The organism is Aeromonas sp. QDB68, from assembly GCF_027707405.1.
GTDB lineage: Bacteria > Pseudomonadota > Gammaproteobacteria > Enterobacterales > Aeromonadaceae > Aeromonas > Aeromonas caviae.
In genome coordinates, this window is sequence record NZ_JAPCIQ010000004.1 from 43,831 (window position 1) to 65,711 (window position 21,881).

Below are 21,881 nucleotides of genomic sequence, written 5' to 3' on the forward strand. Positions count from 1 at the left end.
GCAAAACCTGACCAACAGCGAGGGCCGGTATCCAAGCATGCGATGTCGGTGCTCCATTCCAAAACCATGGAAGACCAATAAGAAAGGAAAAAATATGCTTGCCAAAGTATCCAAAATCGCAACCTCAGTCATGCTGGGAACTCTGCTTGCCGGTGCCACCGGCACAGCCATGGCCGCCGACAACAAGACGGTGCTGACACTGGTTGCCCAGCAGGAAACCGCATGGGTCAAGAACTTCAACCCCTTCCTGCAAGCGGGTCTGCTCCACACCACCCGTCACTTCATCTATGAGCCGCTGGTGATCTTCAACGATATGCAGGGTGGCAAACCCGTCTATCGTCTGGCCACCCACTACGCCTTCAGCGATGATCTGAAATCCGTCACCTTCGACCTGCGCGAAGGGGTCAAGTGGTCCGATGGTGAAGCCTTCACCGCCGACGACATCCTCTTCTCCTTCAACCTGGTCAAGGCCAACAAGGCGCTGGACGAGCGCTCCATCTGGACCCAGATCAAGGGTGTCGAGAAGCTGGGTGACCACAAGGTCAAATTCGACCTGGCCGAGATCAACACCAACGTGGTGAACGACTTGGTGCTGGTGCCCATCGTGCCGGAACACCAGTGGAAGTCGGTGAAAGACCCGGTGGCCTTCACCAACGACAAGCCGGTCGGGACCGGTCCCTTCACCGAAGTGGACAACTTCTCCGCCCAGCTCTACACCCAGTGCCGCAACCCGCACTACTGGGACAACGCCAGCCTCTCCATCGACTGCCTGCGCATGCCGCAGATGGCCACCAACGACCAGGTACTGGCCGCCGTGATGAAGGGTGACGTGGATTGGTTCGGCTCCTTCGTGCCGGACATCGAGCGTCTCTACGTCGGCAACGATCCCAAGAACAACAAGTATTGGTTCCCCGCCTCCGGCACAGTGGCGTTCAACGTCAACTTCCAGAGCAAGAACCCGGGCAACCACGAAGCCTTCAACGACATCAACTTCCGCCGCGCCTTCTCCATGGCCATGGACCGCCAGTCCATGGTGGACATCGCGGGCTACGGCTACCCCACCGTCAACGAGTACCCGTCAGGGCTTGGCAAGGCATTCGCCTCCTGGGACAACCCGGACGTCGAGAAGAAGTACGGCAAGTACAACAAGTTCGACCTGGAAGGGGCCAAGGCCCTGCTGAAACAGGCGGGCTACAAGGACTGTGACGGCGACAAGTTCCTCGACACCCCGAGCTGCAAGAAGATCGAGTTCAAGGTGCTGGTACCGAACGGCTGGACCGACTGGGTCAACACCGTCCAGATCGGGGTCGAAGGCCTGCAGGCCCTGGGCCTGAACGCCAAGACCGCCACCCCGGAAGCCACCGTCTGGACCGAGTCCCTGATCACCGGTGACTTCGACGTCGCCCTGCAGGGTTACTTTGCCGGTGCCAACCCGCACAAGTACTTCGAGACCGCCTTCCACTCCCGCAACATGGGTGAGCGCGGCAACCGCTTCGCGGCGCCCCGCTACAAGGATCCCGAACTCGACAAGCTGATCGACGACTTCACCCAGACCGCCGATGCGGCCAAGCAGAAGGAGATCATGTTCGCCATCCAGGAGCGTGTCGGGGCCAACCAGACCATCATCCCGGTGTTCAACAACCCGACCTGGTACGAATACAGCACCAAGCGCTTCAACGGCTGGTTCAGTGCCGACAACCCGGTCGCCAAGCCGCAGGTTCACCCGGACACCCCGGAGCGTCTGCTGCACGTGCTGTCACTCAAGCCAAACAGCTAATCACCCCGGCCCCCTGCGGGGGGCCCTCTTCCCCGCCATGTCTTCCATCCCCCGCACCTGCCGGGGTTGGGGGAGCTTTGCCCGGCGCGGGGCAGGCTTGCAGTAAAAGGTATCACCATGGGATTTATACTTAGACGCTTCTCCTTCTATCTGGTCGCCTTCCTGGTGGCCGCCACCATCAACTTCCTGCTACCCAGAGCCATGCCGGGGGACCCCGTCTCCGTCATGTTTGCCCGGGCCGGCGCCATGATGGAACCCGCCGCGCTGGAAGCCCTCAAAGCCACCTTCGGTTTCGTGGACGGCCCCATCGGCACCCAGTTTCTCACCTATGTGAAGAGCGTCTTCACCTGGGATCTCGGCACCTCGGTGCGCTACTACCCCCAACCGGTTGCCGACGTCCTCGGCCGCGCCATCGGCTGGACCCTGTTTCTGGTGGGCACCTCCACCATTCTGAGCTTCTCCATCGGCTCCATCGTCGGCATCTTCGCCGCCTGGTACCGGGGCGGACGCATGGACAGCATCCTCTCCCCGCTCACCCTGGTGATGCAGGCCATCCCCCCCGTGGTGGTCTCCCTGCTCGCCCTCTTCCTGTTCGGCGTGAGCCTCGGCTGGCTGCCCATCGGCTACGCCTACAGCCCCGAGATCCCCGCCGATTTTGGCTGGGAACACATCAAGAGCATCCTGCTGCACGCCATCATGCCGGTGGGCACCCTGGCCGCGGTGCAGGTAGGGGGCTTTCTCATCACCATGCGCAACAACATGATCAACCTCCTGGGCGAGGACTACATCACCATGGCCAAGGCCAAGGGGCTCTCCAGCAACCGGGTGATCTTCAACTACGGCGCCCGCAACGCCGTGCTGCCCAGCGTCACCGCCCTCTCCATGGCGCTCGGTTTCGTCATCGGCGGATCCCTCATCACCGAGGTAATCTTCAACTACCCCGGTCTGGGACTGACCCTCTATCAGGGCATCCTGGCACGTGACTACCCCCTCATCCAGGGGCAACTGCTCATCATGACCATCACCATGCTCAGCTTCAATTTCCTGGCGGACGTGCTCTACGTCTTCCTGGATCCCCGTCTGCGTACAGGAGGCAAATAAGATGCGTATGCCGACTATCTTGAAAATCCTGCTGGGCAACAAGAAGGCCGCCTTCGGCCTCGCCATCGTGGTCACCTTCGTGCTGATGGCCCTGTTCGCCCCGCTGCTCGCCAGCAACGAACCCACCAAGCGGGTCGCCCGCCCCCACCAGCCCCCCAGCGTGGAGCTGGTGATGGGTTCCAACCGCATGGGCCACGATCTCTGGGCCCAGTTCACCAACGGCGCCCGCATCTCCCTGATGGTGGGCTTCGGGGCAGGCCTGCTGGTGTGCGCCCTGGCCATCACGGTGGGCATCACCGCCGGCTACTTCGGCGGCGTGGTGGACGAGTGCCTCACCTTCCTGATGAACGTGGTGCTGGTGATCCCGAACCTCCCCCTGTTGCTGGTGCTGGCAAGCTTCATCGGAGAGGCCTCCCCCATGGTGATCGCCCTCATCATAGGGTTGACCTCCTGGGCCTATGGTGCCCGGGTCATCCGCGCCCAGACCCTGGCCCTGCGGGAAAAGGAGTTCGTCATCGCCGCCGAGGTGCTGGGTGAACCGGCCTGGCGCATCATCCTGGTGGAGATACTGCCGAACCTCATCTCCATCATCGGGGTGAGCTTCATCGGGTCCATCATCTACGCCATCGTCACCGAGGCGACCCTGGAGTTCCTGGGGCTCGGCGACCCGACCGTGGTCAGCTGGGGCATCATGCTCTACAACGCCCAGACCTCGAGCGCCATCCTGGTGGGCGCCTGGTGGGAGATCCTGGCCCCCTGCTTCGCCATCGCCACCCTGGGGGCGGGCCTCGCCATGCTCAACTTCGCCATCGACGAAATTGCCAACCCGCAGCTTCGTTCCCACAAGGGCCTGCGTCGCTGGAAGCAGCTTGCCACTCCCATCACTGCTCAGGAGAAGACAGCATGACCATGCAACAACCCCTGCTGTCGGTGCGCCAGCTCTGCGTCGACTACATCACCGAGAGCGGCGACGTGCGCGCCGTCAATTCGGTCAGCTTTGACATCATGCCGGGTGAGGTGTTCGGCCTCGCCGGCGAGTCCGGCTGCGGCAAGTCCACGGTCGCCTTCTCTGTGGCCAGGCTGCACAAGCCGCCCGCCTACATCAGCGGCGGCGAGATCCTGTTCAAGGGAGAGAACATCCTCGGCTTCGATGACGAGCGGTTGCGCAGCTACCGCTGGCGCCAGGCGAGCGTGGTGTTCCAGTCCGCCATGAATGCGCTCAACCCCGTGCTGCGCATGGAGGAGCAGTTCTGCGACGTGCTCTTGGCCCACAACCCCGGCATGACCCGCTATGAGGCGATCAAGCGCGCCCAGGAGCTGCTGGAGATCGTCGACATCCACCCGAGCCGGCTCAAGGACTACCCGCACCAGTTCTCCGGCGGCATGCGCCAGCGGCTGGTGATCGCCATCGCCATGGCCCTCAACCCCGAGCTGCTCATCATGGACGAACCCACTACGGCGCTCGATGTGGTGGTGCAGCGGGAGATCCTGCAGAAGGTCTATGCACTGAAAGAGAAGTTCAACTTCTCCATCCTCTTCATTACCCATGACCTCTCCTTGATGGTCGAATTTTGCGATCGCATCGGCATCATGTACGCGGGGGAACTGGTGGAGGTGGCGCCGGCCAAAGCGATCCTGACCGCGCCCCTGCACCCCTACACCCGGGGCCTTGGCAACTCCTTCCCCCCCCTGCAAGGGCCCAAGACCGTGCTGGAGGGGATCCCTGGCAGCCCACTCAATCTGCTGGAGGTGCCGGTGGGCTGCCGCTTTCAGGCACGCTGCGCCAAGGTGCACGAGCGCTGCCGCCAGGAATACACCCGGCTGGCCGAGATCCGGCCCGGCCAACAGGCTGCCTGCCACCTTCATGAGGCAGCAGAGGAACAACCGGATCTTCCGATCCATCTGGACAAGGCCGCAGGCTGTTAAGGATGTCTGTCATGCAAATCGCCCAAACCGACGCGCCCATCATCGAGGTCCAGCACCTTTACAAGGACTTCGCCGTCAACTCCAACGCCATCAAGAGCGGCAAGATGCGGGCGCTGTCCGACATCACCTTCAACCTGCACCGGGGCCGCGCCCTGGCAGTGGTGGGGGAATCCGGCTCCGGCAAGAGCACCATCGCCAAGATCATCGCCAAGATGTACAAGCTCTCCAACGGCCGCATCCTCTACCGTGGCCGCGACCTCGAGGAGTTCAACAAGGGCACCGCCCTGCTGGACTATCGCCAGAGCGTGCAGATGGTGTGGCAGGATCCGTTCGGTTCACTGAATCCGACCCACACCATCTACCACCACATCGCCCGCCCCCTGCTGCTGCACAGCAAGGTGAGTGACAAGCGGGATCTGCCCGACATGGTCTATGGCCTCCTTGAAAAGGTGGGGCTGACTCCCGCCAAGGCGACCGCGGCCAAGTACCCACACCAGCTCTCCGGCGGCCAGCGCCAGCGGGTCAACATCGCCCGCAACCTGGCGGTGGAGGCGGAAGTGGTGCTAGCGGACGAGCCCACCTCCATGCTCGACGTCTCCATTCGCATCGGCATCCTCAACCTGATGGAGCAGATGAAGAACGAGCTCGGCATCTCCATGCTCTACATCACCCACGACATCGCCACCGCCCGCTACGTGGCGGAAGATCTGGCGGTGATGTACGTGGGTCACATGGTGGAGTGGGGAGAGGTGGACGAGATCCTGCACCACCCCCAGCACCCCTACACCCAGTTGCTCATCTCGGCGGTGCCGGATCCCGAGAAGAGCATCCACGCCGAGCTGGAGGGAGGCCGCAAGGGGGAGATCCCGCTCTGGACCCCGGAATCCCGTGGCTGTCCCTTTGCCGGGCGCTGCCATCAGGCCATGCCCCGCTGCAAGGAGAGCCTGCCCCCGGTGACCCGGCTCGCCGACAACCACTTCGTGCGCTGCTACCTCCACGAACAGGGGTAAGCAGGCCCGCGGCCGTGCGCCGTCGCCCGGCCATGCCTCGCGTCGGGGCCGCAAGGCCCCGCAATGAGCCTCGCCCGCCAGGGGCGAGCCTTCGGAGTAAGACCTTGATGGAACTTTTGATCAACCAGGTGGGTTACGAATGTCACGGGGAGAAGAGCGCCCTGCTGCAGTGCGGCGCCGACCTCGATATCCGCGGCCACGTCAGGTTGCTGCGCCAGCAGGACGACCACCTTTTGCTGGAGACGCCGCTGGTGGCGGCGGGATGCGTCCCCGGCTGGCAGGGGCGCCACTACTGGCGGGCCGATTTCTCCGCCTTCACCGAGCCCGGCCACTACCGGCTGGAGGCCGTCGTGACCACGGAAGCGCAGGAGCGCCTGGTGCGCTCCACCCCCTTTGCCATCGACCGGGGGCTGCTGGCGCGCCGCTGCCTCTCCGATGTCATCCACTACTTCAAGGGACAACGCGCCAGCGGCACCTTCGACCGGGCGGACCGCAGGGCACGCCTCTTTGGCACCGATCAGCGCCGGGACGTACATGGCGGCTGGTTCGACGCCAGCGGCGACATGAGCAAGTACCTGAGTCACCTATCCTACGCCAACTACCTCAATCCCCAGCAGACCCCCATGGTGGTCTGGTCCCTGCTCAAGTGCAGGGAACTCCTGGCGACACGTCGCGATATCGACGGGATGAACCTGTGTAAACGGCTCAATGACGAGGGGCTGCACGGGGCAGATTTTCTCTGCCGGATGCAGGACGAGAGCGGCTTTTTCTACATGACCCTGTTCGACAAGTGGAGCAAGGATCCCGAGCAGCGGGAGCTGTGCGCCTATTCGACCCAGCAGGGGATCAAGTCCGCCCACTGGCAGGCGGGCTTTCGCCAGGGGGGTGGCATGGCCATCGCCGCCCTTGCCCGCGCCGCCCGGGAACCGAGTGGCGGCGACCTTGACACAAGCCAGTACGCCGACGCGGCCAGACGCGGCTACCTGCACCTGCGCGAGCACAACCTCGCCTACCTGGACGACGGGGTCGAGAACATCATCGACGACTACTGCGCCCTGCTGGCGGCGGTCGAGCTCACCAGAACGCTGGGCGCCGAGTGGCTCGCCGAGGCGCGGGATCGGGCCGGCCGGCTGTGCGCCCGCCAGCGCGCCCACCCCGATCTCGGCCACCATTGGGCCGCCAACGACGATGGCTCTCGCCCCTACTACCACGCCGCCGAGGCGGGCCTGCCGGTGCTGGCGCTGCTGGAGTATCTCGCCATCGAGCCGGATCCGGCGCGCCAGTGGGCGGCCCGGACCGTCGCCGAGCAGGCCCTGGCGGCCGAGCTGGCCCTCGCGGCCCGGGCAGGCAATCCCTTCGCCCTCGCCCGCCAGTATGTGAAAGGGGTCGATGAGGCGCCCCGGGTGAGCTTCTTTATGCCCCATCACAACGAGTCGGGTTACTGGTGGCAGGGGGAGAACGCCCGGCTGGCATCGCTCGCCACCATGGCGTTTGCTGCCGCACAGCACCTGCCCGGGCAGAGCGCACTGCTGCGCACCTTCGGCCAGCAGCAGCTCGACTGGATCCTGGGGAAAAACCCCTTCAACGCCTGCATGCTGGCGGGTCAGGGCATCAACAACCCGGAATACACCGCCGGCTACCCCAATGCACAGGGGGGGATCTGCAACGGCATCACCGCCGGCTTCAATGACGAAAATGACGTGGCCTTTATTCCAGAGGCGTACAAGGATCGGCTGGATCAGAACTGGCGCTGGGGGGAGCAATGGATCCCGCACGCCGCCTGGTTCGCCCTGGCCATCACCTGGCAGAGCGCACAAGGAGGCCACCATGATTGAGAGCGGTTCACACATCACTGGCACCGGGGAGAGCCCTGGATCCTCCATACCGCCAGCCAGGTTTACCCTGGCCATCACCTGGCAAAGCGCGCAGGGAGGCCCCCATGATTGAGTTCTGGGTCGGGGTGGACGGCGGCGGCACCCACACCCGGGCCCGCATTCGCAACAACGCAGGCAAGCTGCTCGGCGAGGGGCGCGCCGCCGGCTCCAATCTGGAGCTGGGCATCGCCCTCGCCCACGGCCATGTGCTGGCTGCCATCGATCAGGCCCGCATCGACGCGGGTCTGCCCAGGGAGAGCGAACAGCGGATGGGAGTCGGGCTCGCACTCGCCTCCGCCGAGCTCGCCGACTGCTACCACGCCATGCTGACCATGCCCTTCCCGTTTGCGCGGGTGAAGCTCACCTCCGATGCCTTTGGTGCCTGCCTCGGCGCCTTCGACGGCCAGGAGGGGGCCATCCTGATCGCGGGCACCGGCTCGGCGGGGCTCATCTACCGGGAGGGACGCCTTCGCACCTGCTCGGGTCGCGGATTCCCCGTCTCGGATCTCGGCAGCGGCGCCTGGCTCGGGCTGCGCGCCATCCAGCAATCCCTGCTCTGCCACGACGGCATCCTGCCCCCCAGCACCCTGGCGGTGCGCCTGATGGATCACTTCAAGCGAGATCAGGCCGAGGTGGTGCGCTGGGCTGCGCGCGCCATCCCGGCCGACTATGGCCGCTTCGCCCCCTGGGTGTTCGATGCCGCGAGCGACGGGGACGATCTCGCCACCGCCCTGCTGGATGAGACCTGTGCCCAGCTCGGCATGCTGCTGGAGGGCATGACCCAGCTCGGGGCAGACCGGATCGCCCTGCTGGGCGGCATCGGCACGCGCCTCGCCCCCCGTCTGGGCCACTTCCATCTGGTCGCCCCCAAGCGCGACGCGCTGGAGGGGGCCATCCTGTTTGCCAGGACGGAGGCGCTGCCATGTCTGCATCCCTGAGCCTGGCCGGGCCGACAACACCTGCGGGACAGGTTCCCGTTTCCTTCACCCCATCAGAGGAATTCCCATGTCCGCACCCCTGATCCACACCCGGGTCGATCACCGTGACGGTGACGATGTCTGGTTTCGCTTCACCCTGAGCCAACTGCCAGCAGCCCCCTGGAAACTCCACTTCTGCCTCGCCCGCCAGATCGATCCCCACTCGATCGAAGGGGGCACCCTGGAGCGTCAGAGCGGCAGTTACAAGGTCATGGTGCCCCATGAGGGGGTGAGCGAGCTGCTCTTCTGTTGTCGCAACACCCCGCTCAAGCATGACTCCGATATGCCCAAGGGTTTCTTCCTGAGCCTGGAGAGCAAGGGACAGCTGCAACCCCTGGTGCTGGAGGGGGAAGACCTTGGCCTGACCAACCCGCCCTCCCCGGGCCCCGACCTGCCACAGGTGGAGGCCGTCAATGGCCTCGTGCCCCAGCCCGCCCACCTGATTTATACAGAAGGCAACTTCCGGCTGGCCGAGCGGGCCCACGTCGACGGCCCCGTTCCCCTCGCCTCCCTGCTAGCCCATTTCAACGAGCTGACAGGCCTGGCCCTGACCCAGGATCACGATGCGGAGATCCACCTCGTCGAGGCGACACTTCCCCCCGAGGGGTATGAGCTCACCATCACCCCTGAGGAGATCGTCATCCGGGCCGCCGGCGAGGCGGGCTGGCGACACGGGCTGGTGAGCCTGGCCCAGTGGGCGCTGCAACACGGAGAGAGCCTGCCCTGCCTGACGGTGCGGGATGCACCGCGCTTCGGTTTTCGCGGCATCTTCCTCGACTGTGCCCGCCACTTCCACTCCATCGCCACCCTCAAGCGCCTGCTCAAGCAGATGAGCCTCTACAAGTTCAACCGCTTCCACTGGCACCTCACCGATGACGAGGGGTGGCGCCTTGAGATCAAGGCCTTCCCCCAGCTGACCGCCGTGGGTGCCTGGCGCGGCCATGGCCTGGCGGTGGGGCCCCAGCTGAGCGGCGGCCCCGACCCTTATGGCGGTTACTACACCCAGAGCGAGGTGCGCGAGCTGGTCGCCTACGCCGCCGGGCTTGGCATCACCATCATTCCGGAAATAGACATCCCGGGGCACTGTCACGCCGCCATCAAGGCGCTGCCCGAGCTGCTGGTGGAAGAGGCAGACCGCTCCCGCTACCTCTCGGTGCAATATTTCGACGACAACGTGCTCAACCCGGCCCTGCCCGGCACCTACCGGTTCCTGGACGCCGTGATGGACGAGGTGTGCGATCTCTTCCCCGGGAGTCAGGTTCACATGGGGGGGGACGAAGTGCCCACCGGCGTCTGGACCGACAGTCCCGCCTGCCAGCAGCTGATGGCCGAGCAAGGGTATCAGGATTGCCGCGAGCTGCAGGGCCACCTGCTGCGCCACTGCCAGCACTACCTGGCTGGCAAGGGCAAACAGATGCTGGGGTGGGAAGAGATACTGCACGGTGACAAGGTGAGCCGGGAGGCCACCGTCTTCGCCTGGACCAGCTTCCAGGCCGGCCTGGACGCCGCCGCATCCGGTTACCCCGTGGTGATGGCGCCTGCCCAGCACCTCTATCTGGATCTCGCCTGGAGTCAGGACATCCACGAGCCGGGACTCTACTGGGCGGGTACCCTCAACCTGGCGCAGGTGCATGCATGCGATCCTGCCCCGGCCGATTTCCATGCCAACGATAACATCCTGGGGGTGCTGAGCCCCTTGTGGTCGGAACTGATCACCTCTCGCGATCGTCTCGACTACATGTTGTTCCCGCGCATGCTGGCCACGGCAGAGGTGGCCTGGAGCACTCCCGCCCGCAAGGTGTGGGAGCACTTCGTCGCCCGTCTGCCCGGCCAGCTGCACATCCTCGACCAGTTGCAAGTGCGTTACCGGGTGCCACAGAGGTAGTGTTATCTTTTTCTTTTCGGCGACCTTTTGGTCGCCGTTTTTTTACCCATCGACAACAAAAACCCAACCTAGCCCCTACTTTTCATCTGCCTTTGTTGGCAAAATAAGGCCCCCGATGAAACCAGACAGGGGATGCATCTCCCTGCGGTTCCGCCACAATAACAATCAGCAAACAGATCGGAGCTTACCCTTATGGCCCGCAAACACGCCCAGGTCGTGGACAGTGAAGTGGAATTTCCCGCCGACGTGCAACTCGTCTCCACCACGGATCTGCGCGGCGTCATTACCTACGCCAACCCCGCCTTCTGCCGCATCGCCGGTTACCAGGTCGATGAACTGGTCGGCCACAACCACAACCTGGTTCGCCACCCCGACATGCCCAAGGCCGCCTTCGCCGATCTCTGGGATCGCCTCAAGGAGGGCAACCCCTGGCGGGGAGTGGTGAAAAACCGCTGCAAGGATGGCCGCTATTACTGGGTCGACGCCTACGTCACCCCCATCTACGAGCACGGCAAGATAAGCGGCTACCAGTCGGTGCGCTGCAAGCCCGACCCCCAGCTCAAGCAGGCTGCCGCCCAGGCCTATCAGGCCCTGCTTTCGGCCGAGCAACGGGGCACCCCGGCCCGCCCCTCGCTGCGCCGTTTCAGGCCGCTGATGCTCGGCCTGCCGCTGCTGGCGCTGCTGGTCTGGGCCGCCCTCACCCAGGGCCCCCTCACCGCGCTGCTGATGCTGCTCCCCCCCCTCGCCATCGCGGGCGCCTACTGGCGCGAGCTCATCGCCCTGCCCCGCTATCTCAGGCAGCTCGGTCAGCAATATGACAGCCTGACCCGGCTGGTCTATTCGGGGGATGCCCCGGGTGCCATCGCCGATTTTCACCTGAAGATGCTGCAAGCCCGGATCCGCACCGTGCTGGGGCGGGTCGACGATGCCACCCATCCGCTTCAGGCCCTGGCAACCGATCTGCAAGACTCCTCACACCGCGCCTTCCTCGACATCAACGAGCAGGATGCCCAGACCCAGCAGATGGCGGCCGCCATGACCCAGATGGCCAGCACCGCCCACGAGATTGCCCGCAACATCCAGGACACCAACGGCCAGGTGACCGAGGCGCGCAGCAGTTGCCAGAGCACGGTGGAACAGCTGGATCAGACCCAGCAGCAGATGACCAGGCTGGCCAGCCAGGCGGAGCAGGCCTTCCACTCCGCGGTGGAGCTCGCCAGCGAGTCGGAGCGCATTGGCAGCGTGATGGGTGAAATCCAGGGCATCGCCGAGCAGACCAACCTGCTGGCCCTCAACGCCGCCATCGAAGCCGCCCGTGCTGGCGAGCAAGGGCGCGGCTTTGCGGTGGTGGCGGACGAGGTGCGCACCCTGTCGACCCGAACCCACAAGGCGACCGAGCAGATCCAGGGCAGCATCAGCCAGATCCAGCACACCCTGGAGCGCTGGCAGGGCATGATGCAGGACAACCTGGCCCAGACCCGGGAATGTGTCGAGATGACCCGCCAGGGATCAGGCAACCTGCACCTGGTGCTGGGGGAAATCGATCAGGTGACCGAATTCTCCACCCAGATCGCCGCCGCCGCGGAGCAGCAGCAGGTGGTGGTGGAGGAGATCAGCCGCAACATCCACCAGATCTCCGAATACTCCCGCGCCAACAGCCAGAAGATCCAGGCGGTGGACGACTCCAGCCAGGAGCTGCTCAGGCGGGCCCGCGAGCTCAGGGGACTGAGCCAGACCTTCGGCTGACAGATTGCAAGCCCCATGACAGAAGCGCCACAATGGCGCTTCTGCTGTTTTTGACGAGCCATCATCATGAGAACGAACGCGACCCCCCTGGACAAGACGGCCCGCATCGAGGCGATCCTGGCCCTGATCCCCCCCGGCCGTGTGGTGAGCTACGGCCAGGTGGCGGATCTCGCGGGCCTGCCCGGACGGGCACGACTGGTGGGCAAGGTGTTGCGGGAAACCGACAAGGTGCTGCCCTGGCATCGGGTGCTGGGGGCGGCAGGCACCATTTCGCTGCCAAAAGGATCCGCAGGCTTTGATAAGCAAGCGGGGCTGCTGCAGGAGGAGGGGGTGCCCGTGATTGGCGGGCGGGTCAGGATGCGGGAGTGGCAGTGGCAGCCCGACCTGGCCGAGCTGCTCTTTCTGGTTCCCTTCTGACGAGGCTGGCACGTCCCGAAGGGATGGGGGCTCTTGCAACAAAGGGAGGGCCTCTGTGGTCGCCCTCCGTCACGTTCTCTTCCCTAGTCGCCGGCAATGGGCCCCAGAATGTCATCGCTGCGCACCTGTACCGGGATGGTCTCATCCTCCCGTTGCAAGAGCACCAGCAGACTCTGTCTGTCCACCTCCAGCACATAGGCCGTCCCTTCACGGGTCAGGCAGGTCATGCCCGGCCGTATTTCATGTATCTCCATGACAACTCCCTGTCTTGCGCTGCCATCCATGCAGCCATTCCAGTATATCGCCATCCACCAACAAAGAGGCCCCTCGCAAGGGGCCTCTTTCATCATGCTGTGAGCGGCGTCGCCATCAGGCTTTCTTCGCCTTGGGCAGGCTCTCCTGCCATTTTCCGTTGTCGTAATGGGCTGTCCAGCCGGTCGCCTTGCCGTTGACCTCGGTCATCACGTACTGCTCCTTGGTCTTGCGGCTGAAGCGCACCACGGAGGCGTTTCCGTCAGGATCTGACGCCGGGGCGTCCGCCAGGTACTGGTGCTTGGGAGAGAGGCGATCGCGGAAGCGCTTGAGCTCCTCCACCAGGGGCGCACGGGTCTCGCGGGATTTGGGGAAGTTGCTGGCGGCCAGGAAGAGGCCGGCGGCGCCGTCCCGCAGCACGAAGTGGGCGTCGGACTGGGTGCATTTCAGCTCGGGCAGGGGTACCGGATCCTCTTTCGGCGGTGCAATGTCGCCATTTTTCAGGATCTTGCGGGTGTTCTTGCAGCTCTCGTTGGTGCAACCCATGTATTTGCCGAAACGGCCGTTCTTGAGCTGCATCTCGGAGCCGCAGCGATCGCACTCGATGCTCGGCCCTTCGTAGCCCTTGAGCTTGAACTGCCCCTGCTCCACCTCGTAGCCATCGCAATCCGGGTTGCGACCGCAGACGTGCAGCTTGCGGCTGTCGTCGATGATGTAGGCGTCCATGGCGGTGCCGCAGATCCCGCAGCGATGCTTGGCACGCAGCGCATCGGTTTCCGCCTCGTCCCCGTCGGTGGCGGAGACGAACTCGTCCGCACTGACCAGGTTGATGGTCTTCTTGCAGCGCTCCTTGGGCGGCAGGGCATAGCCGGAGCAGCCGAGGAAGACGCCGGTGGTGGCGGTACGGATACCCATCTTGCGGCCACAATCCGGGCAGTCGATGTCGGTCAGCACCATCTGGTTGGCACGCATGCCTCCCTCTTCGTGGGGCTTGTCGGCCTGCTCCAGCTCCTGGGTGAACTCGGCGTAGAAGGCGTCGAGCACCTTCTTCCACTCCAGGCTCCCCTCGGCGATGCCGTCGAGCTTGTCTTCCATCTTGGCGGTGAACTCGTAGTTCATCAGCTCGACGAAGTTCTCCACCAGGCGGTCGGTGACGATTTCCCCCATCTTCTCGGCGAAGAAGCGGCGGCTCTCGACCCGCACATACCCACGGTCGACGATGGTGGAGATGATGGAGGCATAGGTGGACGGACGGCCGATGCCGCGCTTTTCCAGCTCGCGTACCAGGGCCGCTTCGGTGAAGCGGGCGGGCGGCTTGGTGAAATGCTGGCGCGGATCCAGCTTGACCAGTTTCAGCACCTCGCCGACGGTCACCGCCGGCAGCTGGCTGTCTTCACCCTTGCGGCCCATGGGCGGCAGGGCCTTGGTCCAGCCGGCGAAGCGCAGGGTGCGGCCACGGGCCTTGAGCTCGAACTCCCCTGCCTTGACGGTCAGGGTGGAGGAGTCGTACTGGGCCGGGGTCATCTGGCAGGCGACAAACTGGCGCCAGATGAGGTCATAGAGCCGCATGGCATCGGGCTCCATCCCTTCCAGCATCTCGGCAGTCACCTGGACGCTGGAAGGGCGGATCGCCTCGTGGGCCTCCTGGGCATTGGCCTTGGCGCCGTAGAGGTTCGGCTCGCTCGGCAGGTAGGCGGCACCATACTGCTCGCCGATGTATTCCCGCACCGCGTCCACCGCCTCTTTGCTGAGGTTGGTGGAGTCGGTACGCATATAAGTGATGTAACCCGCTTCATAGAGACGCTGGGCCATCATCATGGTCTTCTTGACCCCGAAGCTCAGACGGGTAGAAGCCGCCTGCTGCAGGGTGGACGTGATAAAGGGAGCGGACGGCTTGGAGCCGGTCGGCTTGTCTTCCCGGTTCACCACCTTGTAGTCGACCCCTTCCAGGGCCGCCACGGCGGCGAAGGTCTCGGCCTGGGTCACCGGCTTGAAGTCGGCTCCGTTGCGGCTGACCACCTCCATGCGCAGCTCGCTCTTCTCGGCGGTGAGCAGGTCGGCGTTGAGATCCCAGAACTCCACCGGCACGAACGCCTTGATCTCGCGCTCCTTGTCGACGATGAGGCGCACCGCGACGGATTGCACCCGACCGGCGGAGAGGCCGCGGGCCAGCTTCTTCCACAAGAGCGGGGAGACCATGTAGCCCACCACCCGGTCGAGGAAACGACGGGCCTGCTGGGCGTTGACGCGATGAATGTTCAACTCGGACGGCTGGGCGAACGCCTCCTGGATGGCGCTCTTGGTGATCTCGTTGAACACCACGCGCTTGTAGCGGCTGTCGTCGCCACCGATGATCTCGCGCAGGTGCCAGGCGATCGCTTCCCCCTCTCTATCCAAGTCGGTTGCGAGATAGATGGTGTCAGCCTTGGCGGCCAGACTTTGCAACTCGCTGACCACTTTTTCCTTGCCGGGCAAAATCTGGTAGTTGGCCTGCCAGCCTGCGGTCGGGTTGATGCCCATCCTTGAGAACAGGGCGTTGCGATCCTTGGCCGCCTTCTCGGATTCGCTGAGCTTGATGCCGCGAATGACAGGTTTTTTGGGCTCGGTGCTGGCGCTGCCGCTGGTCGGCAGATCGCGCACGTGGCCTACGCTGGATTTCACCACGTAGTCCTTGCCCAAATATTTGTTGATGGTCTTGGCCTTGGCCGGAGACTCCACGATGACCAGTGATTTGCCCATGCTGTAACTATTATCCTCATTGCACCCGACGGGGTTGGCGTGCGGTTTTGTGGGGCTGTATAAGAGATTTGACGGGAAAAAGCAATCTTGCGGGTCAATTTGCCCGACAGCCCGAACCGCCCTGCTTCTTTATTTATTAATGCGAAGCCGGGGCGCGGGAAGCAACCGCTTTTTTGTTTTTATGCTATATCCCCCCCTTTTTTAGATTGGAAATGACATATCCAGCCACCCTTGTGACATAAAAACCCATTCTGGTTATCAGCTTGTTACAAAGGATGAAATCTCTTTATAATGGCCGCACACCGCAGCTTTGTGCGCGGAAGGAACCGCTCCCCATATAAAAATCGAAAGGATGTGATCATGAAGCACTTCGAGGTCAACTTCGACGGCCTGGTCGGCCCCACCCACAACTATGCCGGCCTCTCCTATGGCAACGTCGCCTCCCAGAGCAACGCCAAAGAGGCCTCCAACCCCAAGGAAGCGGCCAAGCAGGGGCTGCGCAAGATGAAGGCGCTGACCGACCTCGGCATGGTACAGGGCGTGCTGGCCCCCCAGGAGAGGCCGGATCTCGCGACCCTGCGCCGCCTGGGCTTCACCGGCAACGATGCCAGCGTCCTGGCCCAGGCGGCCAGACAGGCCCCCGCCGTGCTGGCCGCCTGCTACTCCGCCTCCAGCATGTGGACCGCCAACGCCGCCACCGTCTCCCCGAGCGCCGACACCCAGGATGGCCGCATTCACTTTACCCCCGCCAACCTGACCAACAAGTTCCACCGCTCCCTGGAGCCCGAGGTGACCGGGCGCATCCTGCGGGCCGTGTTCAACAACGATCGCCACTTCTATCATCACCAGCATCTGCCGGAGAACGACCACTTCGGTGACGAAGGCGCCGCCAACCACACCCGGCTGTGCCGCGCCTATGGCGAAGCGGGGGTCGAGCTGTTCGTCTATGGCCGCAGCGCCTTCGACGTCTCCCAGCCCGCCCCCAAACGCTACCCGGCCCGCCAGACCCTGGAAGCGAGCCAGGCCATCGCCCGCCTGCATGGCCTTGGGGATGAGAGCGCGGTCTTCATTCAGCAGAACCCGGACGTGATCGATCAGGGGGTGTTCCACAACGACGTCATCGCGGTGGGCAACCAGAACGTGCTCTTCTTCCACCAGCAGGCGTTCCTCAATACCGACGCTGCGCTGGCCGAGGTGCGTACCAAGTTCGGCGACGGTGAGCTGCACTTCATCGAAGTGCCGACCAGCGAAGTGTCGGTGCAGGATGCGGTGAAATCCTACCTGTTCAACACCCAGATCCTCACCCTGCCATCCGGCGAGATGGCGATCATCGCCCCCACCGAATGCCGCGACAACCCGGCTGTGTCCGCCTATCTGGCCAGGCTGGTGACCCTGGGCACCCCCATCAAGGACGTCCACTACATGGACGTGAAGCAGAGCATGAGAAACGGCGGCGGCCCCGCCTGTCTGCGCCTGCGGGTTGCCATGAACGACACCGAGCTCGCCGCGGTCAACCCGGCCTGCCTCATCACCGACAACCAGTTTGCCCGCCTGGATCAGTGGGTCGAGAAGCACTATCGCGACAGCCTGGCGCTGGACGATCTGCGGGACCCCTCCCTGGTGCTGGAGACCCGCACCGCCCTGGACGAGCTGACCCAGATCCTGAAACTGGGTTCCGTCTACCCCTTCCAGCGCTGAGGTGCGCCATCGGCCTGCAGAGCCGACGCAATAAAAAAAGAGAGCCGGGCAATGCCCGGCTCTCTTTTTAGTCCTTTGCGCTGAGCTATAAAACCTGTTCACGAGCTGTAGCGAGAGATCGTCAGCAAGGTGAAGAGCAGCGCATGAGCCTTGATCACGACCTCGCAGTAAGCTCGAAACAGGTTCTCAGCGCCAGGGGCTATGCTGCCACAGGCGGCCGAGGGCCCCCTCCAGCCCCAGTGCCGCCTGCTTGCCAAGCTTCTGGGTCAGGCTCCTTGGTTTGCTGTAGCGGATACCGACCACCTTGTGATGGCTGGCCTGGGCCAGCAGGTAGTCATCGCTGGTGCAAAGCGCATCCACCAGTCCGAGCTGCTTGGCCTGGCTCGCCAGCCAATGCTCGCCGGTGGTCACCTTGTCGATGTCGAGACCGGGTCTGTGCTCGGCCACGAAGGCCTTGAACTGTTCGTGGATGGCCCCCAGCTCCTCGCGAAACTTCTCCCGCCCCAGATCGTCGTTCTCGCCGAACATGGTGATGGTGCGCTTGTACTGGCCTGCGGTGTGCATCTCGAATTCGATGTCGTGCTTCTTGAGCAGCTTGTTGAAGTTCGGCATCTGGGCAATCACCCCGATGGAGCCGACGATGGCGAACGGCGCCGCCAGGATCTTGTCCGCGACGCAGGCCATCATGTAGCCACCGCTCGCCGCCACCTTGTCGATGGCCACGGTCAGCGTGATGTCCTTGTCCCGCAGCCGCTGCAACTGGGAGGCGGCCAGGCCGTAGCCGTGCACCACGCCGCCGCCGGATTCGAGGCGCAGCAGCACCTCGTCCCCGGGGCGGGCCACGCCTATCACGGCGCTCACCTCTTCCCGCAGGGATGCCACCTCCTTGGCATCCATGCTGCCGTTGAAGTCGATGACGAACAGCCGGCTGCGCTCATCCTCTCCCTTGGCTTTGGCCTTGTGCTCCGCCTTGCGGGTCTTCTCCATCTGCTTGCGCTCGGCCTTGCCCGCCAGGGCTGCCTGCAGTTGATGGCGCCCCTGCTCCAGCTCGCCGGAGAGATCCGTCACCACCAGCTCCCCCTTGCGGGATTTGGGCTGGCGGCTGCTCGCCACCATCAGGATGACGGCGCCGATGGCCAGCAAGAAGGTGAGGGTCTTGGCCAGAAACAGGCCGTATTCGGTCAAAAATGCCACTTGATGCTCCGCTCAATGTCCGTTTTTTTCACATAGTAAGGAGTTTGCCCCCCTCGCGCAAAAACTCTGCCATCTCCCGTGCCAAGGGCGGAGGGATCGATGCTATCGCCCTGTTTTATTCACATTTTTGCCGTCTCATACTGGTCAACTGCCGGGCCGGATCAGTACACTTGCCCACTCGATTCGTTGCGCCAAGCCGCCAGGCATTGTTAACAGGAGTCCACATGCTCGACTATCAGGCCCCCCGTGATCTGCTCAAGGACAAGGTCATTCTGGTGACGGGTGCCGGTGACGGCATCGGCCGCGAAGCGGCCCTCACCTATGCGGCCCACGGCGCCACCGTGATCCTGCTCGGGCGTACCAGTGCCAAGCTGGAGGCGGTCTACGACCAGATTGAAGCGGCCGGTCACCCCCTGCCCGCCATCGTGCCGGTGGACTTGAAAGGGGCTACTGCCACCCACTACCGCGGCATGGCGGAGACCTTCGCCCAGCAGTTCGGCCGCCTCGACGGCGTGCTGTTCAACGCCGGGCTGCTCGGCACCCTGTCGCCGTTCGAACACATTCAGGAGCAGGAGTGGGACGAGGTGATGCAGGTCAACGTCAAATCCGAATTCCTGCTGACCCAGGCGCTGCTGCCCCTCATTCGCCAGACCGCCAAGGAGCACGGCGAGGCGTCCATCGTCTACACCTCCTCCAGCGTGGGCCGCAAAGGGCGCGCCTACTGGGGCACCTATGCCATTTCCAAGTTCGCCGTCGAAGGCATGATGGAGGTGCTGGCGGACGAGCTGGAGAACACCAGGGTGCGGGTCAACACCCTGAACCCGGGCGGCACCCGCACCAGGATGCGGGCCAGCGCCTTCCCGGCGGAAGATCCGCAGACCCTCAAGACCCCGGCCGATCTGATGCCCCTCTATCTCTACCTGATGGGGCGTGACAGTCAGGGCCAGAGCGGCAAGACCTTCGTGGCCCAGCCCAAATAAATCAACAAATCAACCGGATGGGATTACAGTGAAGAGGGGGTGCCAAGGCGCGCCCTGTTGAATCCCATCGGCCCCAGACAGGTTGCACTATGTTTCGTCCCAAGAGCACGTTTGAGCAATGGCGGATCTTTCAGGCGGTGGTGGACTGCGGCGGTTATGCCCAGGCTGCCGAGGCGCTGAACAAGAGCCAATCCTCCCTCAATCATGCGGTTGCCAAGCTGCAACAGAGTCTGGGGGTGGCCCTGCTGGAGGTGCGGGGGCGCAAGGCGGTGCTGACGCCGGCGGGGGAGATCTTCCTCAAGCGGGCGCGCCAGCTCAGCCAGCAGGTGGAAGAGCTGGAGAACCTGGCCAACAACCTGGAGCGGCAGTGGGAGCCGCAGATCAACCTCTATGTGTCCGTGGTCCAGCCGCGGGAGCGCCTCTACCGGGCGCTGGCCCACTTCTATCCCCGCAGCCGCGGTTGCCGCATCAACCTGCATGAGCGGATCCACTGCCACTTCAATGCGCTGCAGGCAGGAGATCTGATGCTCTCCGAGCACCTGCCCCAGGATCGCACCGGCCTGCCGCTGGACGAAGTCTGTCTGCTTCCTCTGTGCGCAGCGGGCCACCCCCTTGCGGAGCAGGGAGAGCCCATCACCGCCGAGGTGCTGGCCAGCCACAACCAGATAAGCCTGCATCCCCCCATCCACCGCTCGGTGGACTGGAACGATGCGGACGACACCGGCTGGAAGGCGACCCACTATCATGAGGTGCTCAACATGGTGCGCCTTGGCATGGGTTACGCCTGGGTGCCCCGCCATCTGGTGCAGGAGGAGCTCACCGAAGGCTCGCTGGTGCAGCTCGATCTCACCGGCGGCAACGAGCGCTATCTCTACACCTACCTGCTCACCCCCTCGGTGGAGGCGCTGGGGCCGGCGGCCGAGCTGCTGCTGCGCTGCCTGCGCATCGAATACCAGGGAGAGAACCCCAGGTAAGGCCGCTTCTTCCCCGCACGACCGGGGCACTGGTGCCCGCTCATCCGGGCATCGGCTCCCTTTTGCATCCCCTATACGTTGGGCACCCGCCAGCAGGCGGCCAGTGCAGCCAGCGCCAATGCGGTAGCCACCATAAAGACCCCGTGGAAACTCCAGATCTCCGCCACAGTGCCGGCAATGGCTCCCGCCATGATGGAGCCGGTGCGGATGCTGTTGGCGAACAGGGTGGTTGCCACCCCGGCGCGCCCCGGCATCAAGTCCTGGAAATAGGACATGCCGATGCCGGCCACGATGCCGATGAAGATGGCATTGAGCAGTTGCAGCGCAATGAGGGCATGCTGGCTCGACAGGGTCACGAGACCGCCATAGAAACCGACCCCGGCCAGCACCGCCAGCAGCATCATGGGCCGCTTGCCGAAGCGCCGGGTGTAGTAGCCCGCCAGCAGCATGAAGGGGATCTCCAGGGCCGCCGCCGTGCCCATCAGCAAACCCGCCAGCTTCTCCTCCAGCCCCAACTCGCGGGTGATGTAGAGGGGCATGTTGATGAGGTACATGCTGTTGCAGGTCCACATCAGGGTGGAGGCAATGAAGAGCGCCCGCACCGACGGATCCCGCCAGCTGCTCACCCGCTCCACCTCGCTGTCCATCACCGGCAGCGGCAGGGAGGGAAGCCAGCGCCACACCACGAAAGCGCAGATGACATAGGCCAGCGCCGAGGCCAGATACATCACCTTGAAGCCGTAGCCGATGGCGAGCGCGAAGGCGATGGGCGGCCCGATCACCCAGGCCAGGGAGAACTGGGCCCGCAGCACCGAGCTGAACATGTCGGCCTGTTTGTTGCGGCTGTCGGCGTATTCCCGCGCCAGGGCGAACAGCTGCGGGCTGGCGGTGGCGGTCAGGCTCGCCAGCAGCACCCCCAGGCTCACCAGCAACCAGTACTGCCGGTTCCAGGCAAACAGCAGGGAGAGCGCGATGCCGGCGAAGCAGCAGCGCAGGATCAGCTGCTTGCGATCCCCCTTGTTGTCGGAGCGGTGGCCGAGCCACTGGCTGATGAGGATGCCGATCACCGCGTTCACCGTGTAGAAGAGCCCCACCAGGAAGGGGCGCACCTGCACCTCCTCGGCCAGAAACAGGCTCAAGGTCGGCACCTGCAGCGCCACCGCCACCCCGGTCATGAAGGTCACGGCGAGAAACGAGAGAGAGACGGGATCCGGCCTCTTGCGGGCAGCAGACAGCAAACTCATAGAGATACCATTGATATGGAAGAAAAAAAGGAGCCAGATGCGGGCGGGCTTGGCGTATGGCGGCGGCTATTTTATGCCATTATCAAC

17 protein-coding genes are annotated in these 21,881 nt (G+C 64.1%); 13 read left to right on the forward strand and 4 right to left on the reverse strand.

What is annotated here, in order from left to right:
• Positions 1–94: 94 nt before the first annotated feature.
• The 10 genes from PG892_RS02345 to PG892_RS02390 all read left to right on the forward strand — a co-directional run bounded on the left by PG892_RS02345 (position 95) and on the right by PG892_RS02390 (position 12,713).
• Positions 95–1,777: an ABC transporter substrate-binding protein gene (locus tag PG892_RS02345; protein ID WP_010673906.1), complete on the forward strand. Its 1,683-nt coding sequence runs from the start codon at positions 95–97 to the stop codon at positions 1,775–1,777.
• A gap of 117 nt (positions 1,778–1,894) precedes the next feature.
• On the forward strand, positions 1,895–2,878 hold the full coding sequence (locus tag PG892_RS02350; RefSeq protein ID WP_010673905.1) for an ABC transporter permease: 984 nt from the start codon (positions 1,895–1,897) through the stop codon (positions 2,876–2,878).
• A 1-nt stretch (position 2,879) separates the two neighbouring features.
• A complete protein-coding gene (locus PG892_RS02355; RefSeq protein WP_010673904.1) occupies positions 2,880–3,785 on the forward strand; it encodes an ABC transporter permease in 906 nt (301 codons plus the stop codon).
• Positions 3,782–4,804 carry an ABC transporter ATP-binding protein gene (locus PG892_RS02360; RefSeq protein WP_010673903.1) on the forward strand — a complete coding sequence of 341 codons (1,023 nt, stop codon included), beginning with the start codon at positions 3,782–3,784 and terminating at the stop codon, positions 4,802–4,804. Before PG892_RS02355 ends, PG892_RS02360 begins: the two co-directional genes overlap by 4 nt.
• A gap of 11 nt (positions 4,805–4,815) precedes the next feature.
• A complete protein-coding gene (locus tag PG892_RS02365) occupies positions 4,816–5,814 on the forward strand; it encodes an ABC transporter ATP-binding protein (protein ID WP_010673902.1) in 999 nt (332 codons plus the stop codon).
• Between the two features lie 107 nt (positions 5,815–5,921).
• Positions 5,922–7,649, forward strand: a complete 1,728-nt coding sequence (locus tag PG892_RS02370; RefSeq protein ID WP_010673901.1) for a glycoside hydrolase family 9 protein — start codon at positions 5,922–5,924, stop codon at positions 7,647–7,649.
• Between the two features lie 104 nt (positions 7,650–7,753).
• Complete coding sequence (locus tag PG892_RS02375; protein WP_010673900.1) at positions 7,754–8,626, forward strand: BadF/BadG/BcrA/BcrD ATPase family protein; 873 nt, start codon at positions 7,754–7,756, stop codon at positions 8,624–8,626.
• A 67-nt stretch (positions 8,627–8,693) separates the two neighbouring features.
• Entirely contained in the window at positions 8,694–10,550 is a 1,857-nt protein-coding gene (locus tag PG892_RS02380) for a beta-N-acetylhexosaminidase (protein ID WP_010673899.1), read from the forward strand.
• 192 nt (positions 10,551–10,742) lie between these two features.
• Entirely contained in the window at positions 10,743–12,296 is a 1,554-nt protein-coding gene (locus PG892_RS02385) for a methyl-accepting chemotaxis protein (protein WP_010673898.1), read from the forward strand.
• 66 nt (positions 12,297–12,362) lie between these two features.
• Positions 12,363–12,713: an MGMT family protein gene (locus PG892_RS02390; protein ID WP_010673897.1), complete on the forward strand. Its 351-nt coding sequence runs from the start codon at positions 12,363–12,365 to the stop codon at positions 12,711–12,713.
• A gap of 83 nt (positions 12,714–12,796) precedes the next feature.
• Here the strand turns inward: PG892_RS02390 and PG892_RS02395 are convergent, their stop codons facing one another.
• Together PG892_RS02395 and topA are read right to left on the reverse strand one after the other, a co-directional pair.
• Entirely contained in the window at positions 12,797–12,967 is a 171-nt protein-coding gene (locus tag PG892_RS02395; protein WP_164882955.1) for a hypothetical protein, read from the reverse strand.
• Between the two features lie 115 nt (positions 12,968–13,082).
• Positions 13,083–15,704 carry a type I DNA topoisomerase gene (topA, locus tag PG892_RS02400; protein ID WP_010673895.1) on the reverse strand — a complete coding sequence of 874 codons (2,622 nt, stop codon included), beginning with the start codon at positions 15,702–15,704 and terminating at the stop codon, positions 13,083–13,085.
• A gap of 360 nt (positions 15,705–16,064) precedes the next feature.
• Here topA and astB point away from each other — a divergent pair, with 360 nt between their 5' ends.
• On the forward strand, positions 16,065–17,402 hold the full coding sequence (gene astB, locus PG892_RS02405) for an N-succinylarginine dihydrolase (protein WP_010673894.1): 1,338 nt from the start codon (positions 16,065–16,067) through the stop codon (positions 17,400–17,402).
• Between the two features lie 186 nt (positions 17,403–17,588).
• On the opposite strand, the gene sohB is transcribed toward astB, so the two are convergent.
• Positions 17,589–18,596 (reverse strand): protease SohB, encoded by a 1,008-nt coding sequence (gene sohB / locus PG892_RS02410; protein ID WP_029314156.1) that lies wholly within the window; start codon positions 18,594–18,596, stop codon positions 17,589–17,591.
• A 224-nt stretch (positions 18,597–18,820) separates the two neighbouring features.
• Here sohB and PG892_RS02415 point away from each other — a divergent pair, with 224 nt between their 5' ends.
• Both PG892_RS02415 and PG892_RS02420 read left to right on the forward strand, forming a co-directional pair.
• Complete coding sequence (locus tag PG892_RS02415) at positions 18,821–19,576, forward strand: YciK family oxidoreductase (protein ID WP_010673892.1); 756 nt, start codon at positions 18,821–18,823, stop codon at positions 19,574–19,576.
• 89 nt (positions 19,577–19,665) lie between these two features.
• Entirely contained in the window at positions 19,666–20,550 is an 885-nt protein-coding gene (locus PG892_RS02420; protein ID WP_010673891.1) for a LysR family transcriptional regulator, read from the forward strand.
• A gap of 71 nt (positions 20,551–20,621) precedes the next feature.
• Here the strand turns inward: PG892_RS02420 and PG892_RS02425 are convergent, their stop codons facing one another.
• Entirely contained in the window at positions 20,622–21,794 is a 1,173-nt protein-coding gene (locus PG892_RS02425; RefSeq protein WP_010673890.1) for an MFS transporter, read from the reverse strand.
• Between the last annotated feature and the right edge of the window lie 87 nt (positions 21,795–21,881).

Excerpts from the sequence above, each read along its gene's own strand:
- PG892_RS02345 (WP_010673906.1), top strand. The coding sequence starts at position 95 with ATGCTTGCCAAAGTATCCAAAATCGCAACCTCAGTCATGCTGGGAACT.
- PG892_RS02350 (WP_010673905.1), top strand. The coding sequence starts at position 1,895 with ATGGGATTTATACTTAGACGCTTCTCCTTCTATCTGGTCGCCTTCCTG.
- PG892_RS02355 (WP_010673904.1), top strand. The coding sequence starts at position 2,880 with ATGCGTATGCCGACTATCTTGAAAATCCTGCTGGGCAACAAGAAGGCC.
- PG892_RS02360 (WP_010673903.1), top strand. The coding sequence starts at position 3,782 with ATGACCATGCAACAACCCCTGCTGTCGGTGCGCCAGCTCTGCGTCGAC.
- PG892_RS02365 (WP_010673902.1), top strand. The coding sequence starts at position 4,816 with ATGCAAATCGCCCAAACCGACGCGCCCATCATCGAGGTCCAGCACCTT.
- PG892_RS02370 (WP_010673901.1), top strand. The coding sequence starts at position 5,922 with ATGGAACTTTTGATCAACCAGGTGGGTTACGAATGTCACGGGGAGAAG.
- PG892_RS02375 (WP_010673900.1), top strand. The coding sequence starts at position 7,754 with ATGATTGAGTTCTGGGTCGGGGTGGACGGCGGCGGCACCCACACCCGG.
- PG892_RS02380 (WP_010673899.1), top strand. The coding sequence starts at position 8,694 with ATGTCCGCACCCCTGATCCACACCCGGGTCGATCACCGTGACGGTGAC.
- PG892_RS02385 (WP_010673898.1), top strand. The coding sequence starts at position 10,743 with ATGGCCCGCAAACACGCCCAGGTCGTGGACAGTGAAGTGGAATTTCCC.
- PG892_RS02390 (WP_010673897.1), top strand. The coding sequence starts at position 12,363 with ATGAGAACGAACGCGACCCCCCTGGACAAGACGGCCCGCATCGAGGCG.
- PG892_RS02395 (WP_164882955.1), bottom strand. The coding sequence starts at position 12,967 with ATGGAGATACATGAAATACGGCCGGGCATGACCTGCCTGACCCGTGAA.
- topA (WP_010673895.1), bottom strand. The coding sequence starts at position 15,704 with ATGGGCAAATCACTGGTCATCGTGGAGTCTCCGGCCAAGGCCAAGACC.
- astB (WP_010673894.1), top strand. The coding sequence starts at position 16,065 with ATGAAGCACTTCGAGGTCAACTTCGACGGCCTGGTCGGCCCCACCCAC.
- PG892_RS02415 (WP_010673892.1), top strand. The coding sequence starts at position 18,821 with ATGCTCGACTATCAGGCCCCCCGTGATCTGCTCAAGGACAAGGTCATT.
- PG892_RS02420 (WP_010673891.1), top strand. The coding sequence starts at position 19,666 with ATGTTTCGTCCCAAGAGCACGTTTGAGCAATGGCGGATCTTTCAGGCG.
- PG892_RS02425 (WP_010673890.1), bottom strand. The coding sequence starts at position 21,794 with ATGAGTTTGCTGTCTGCTGCCCGCAAGAGGCCGGATCCCGTCTCTCTC.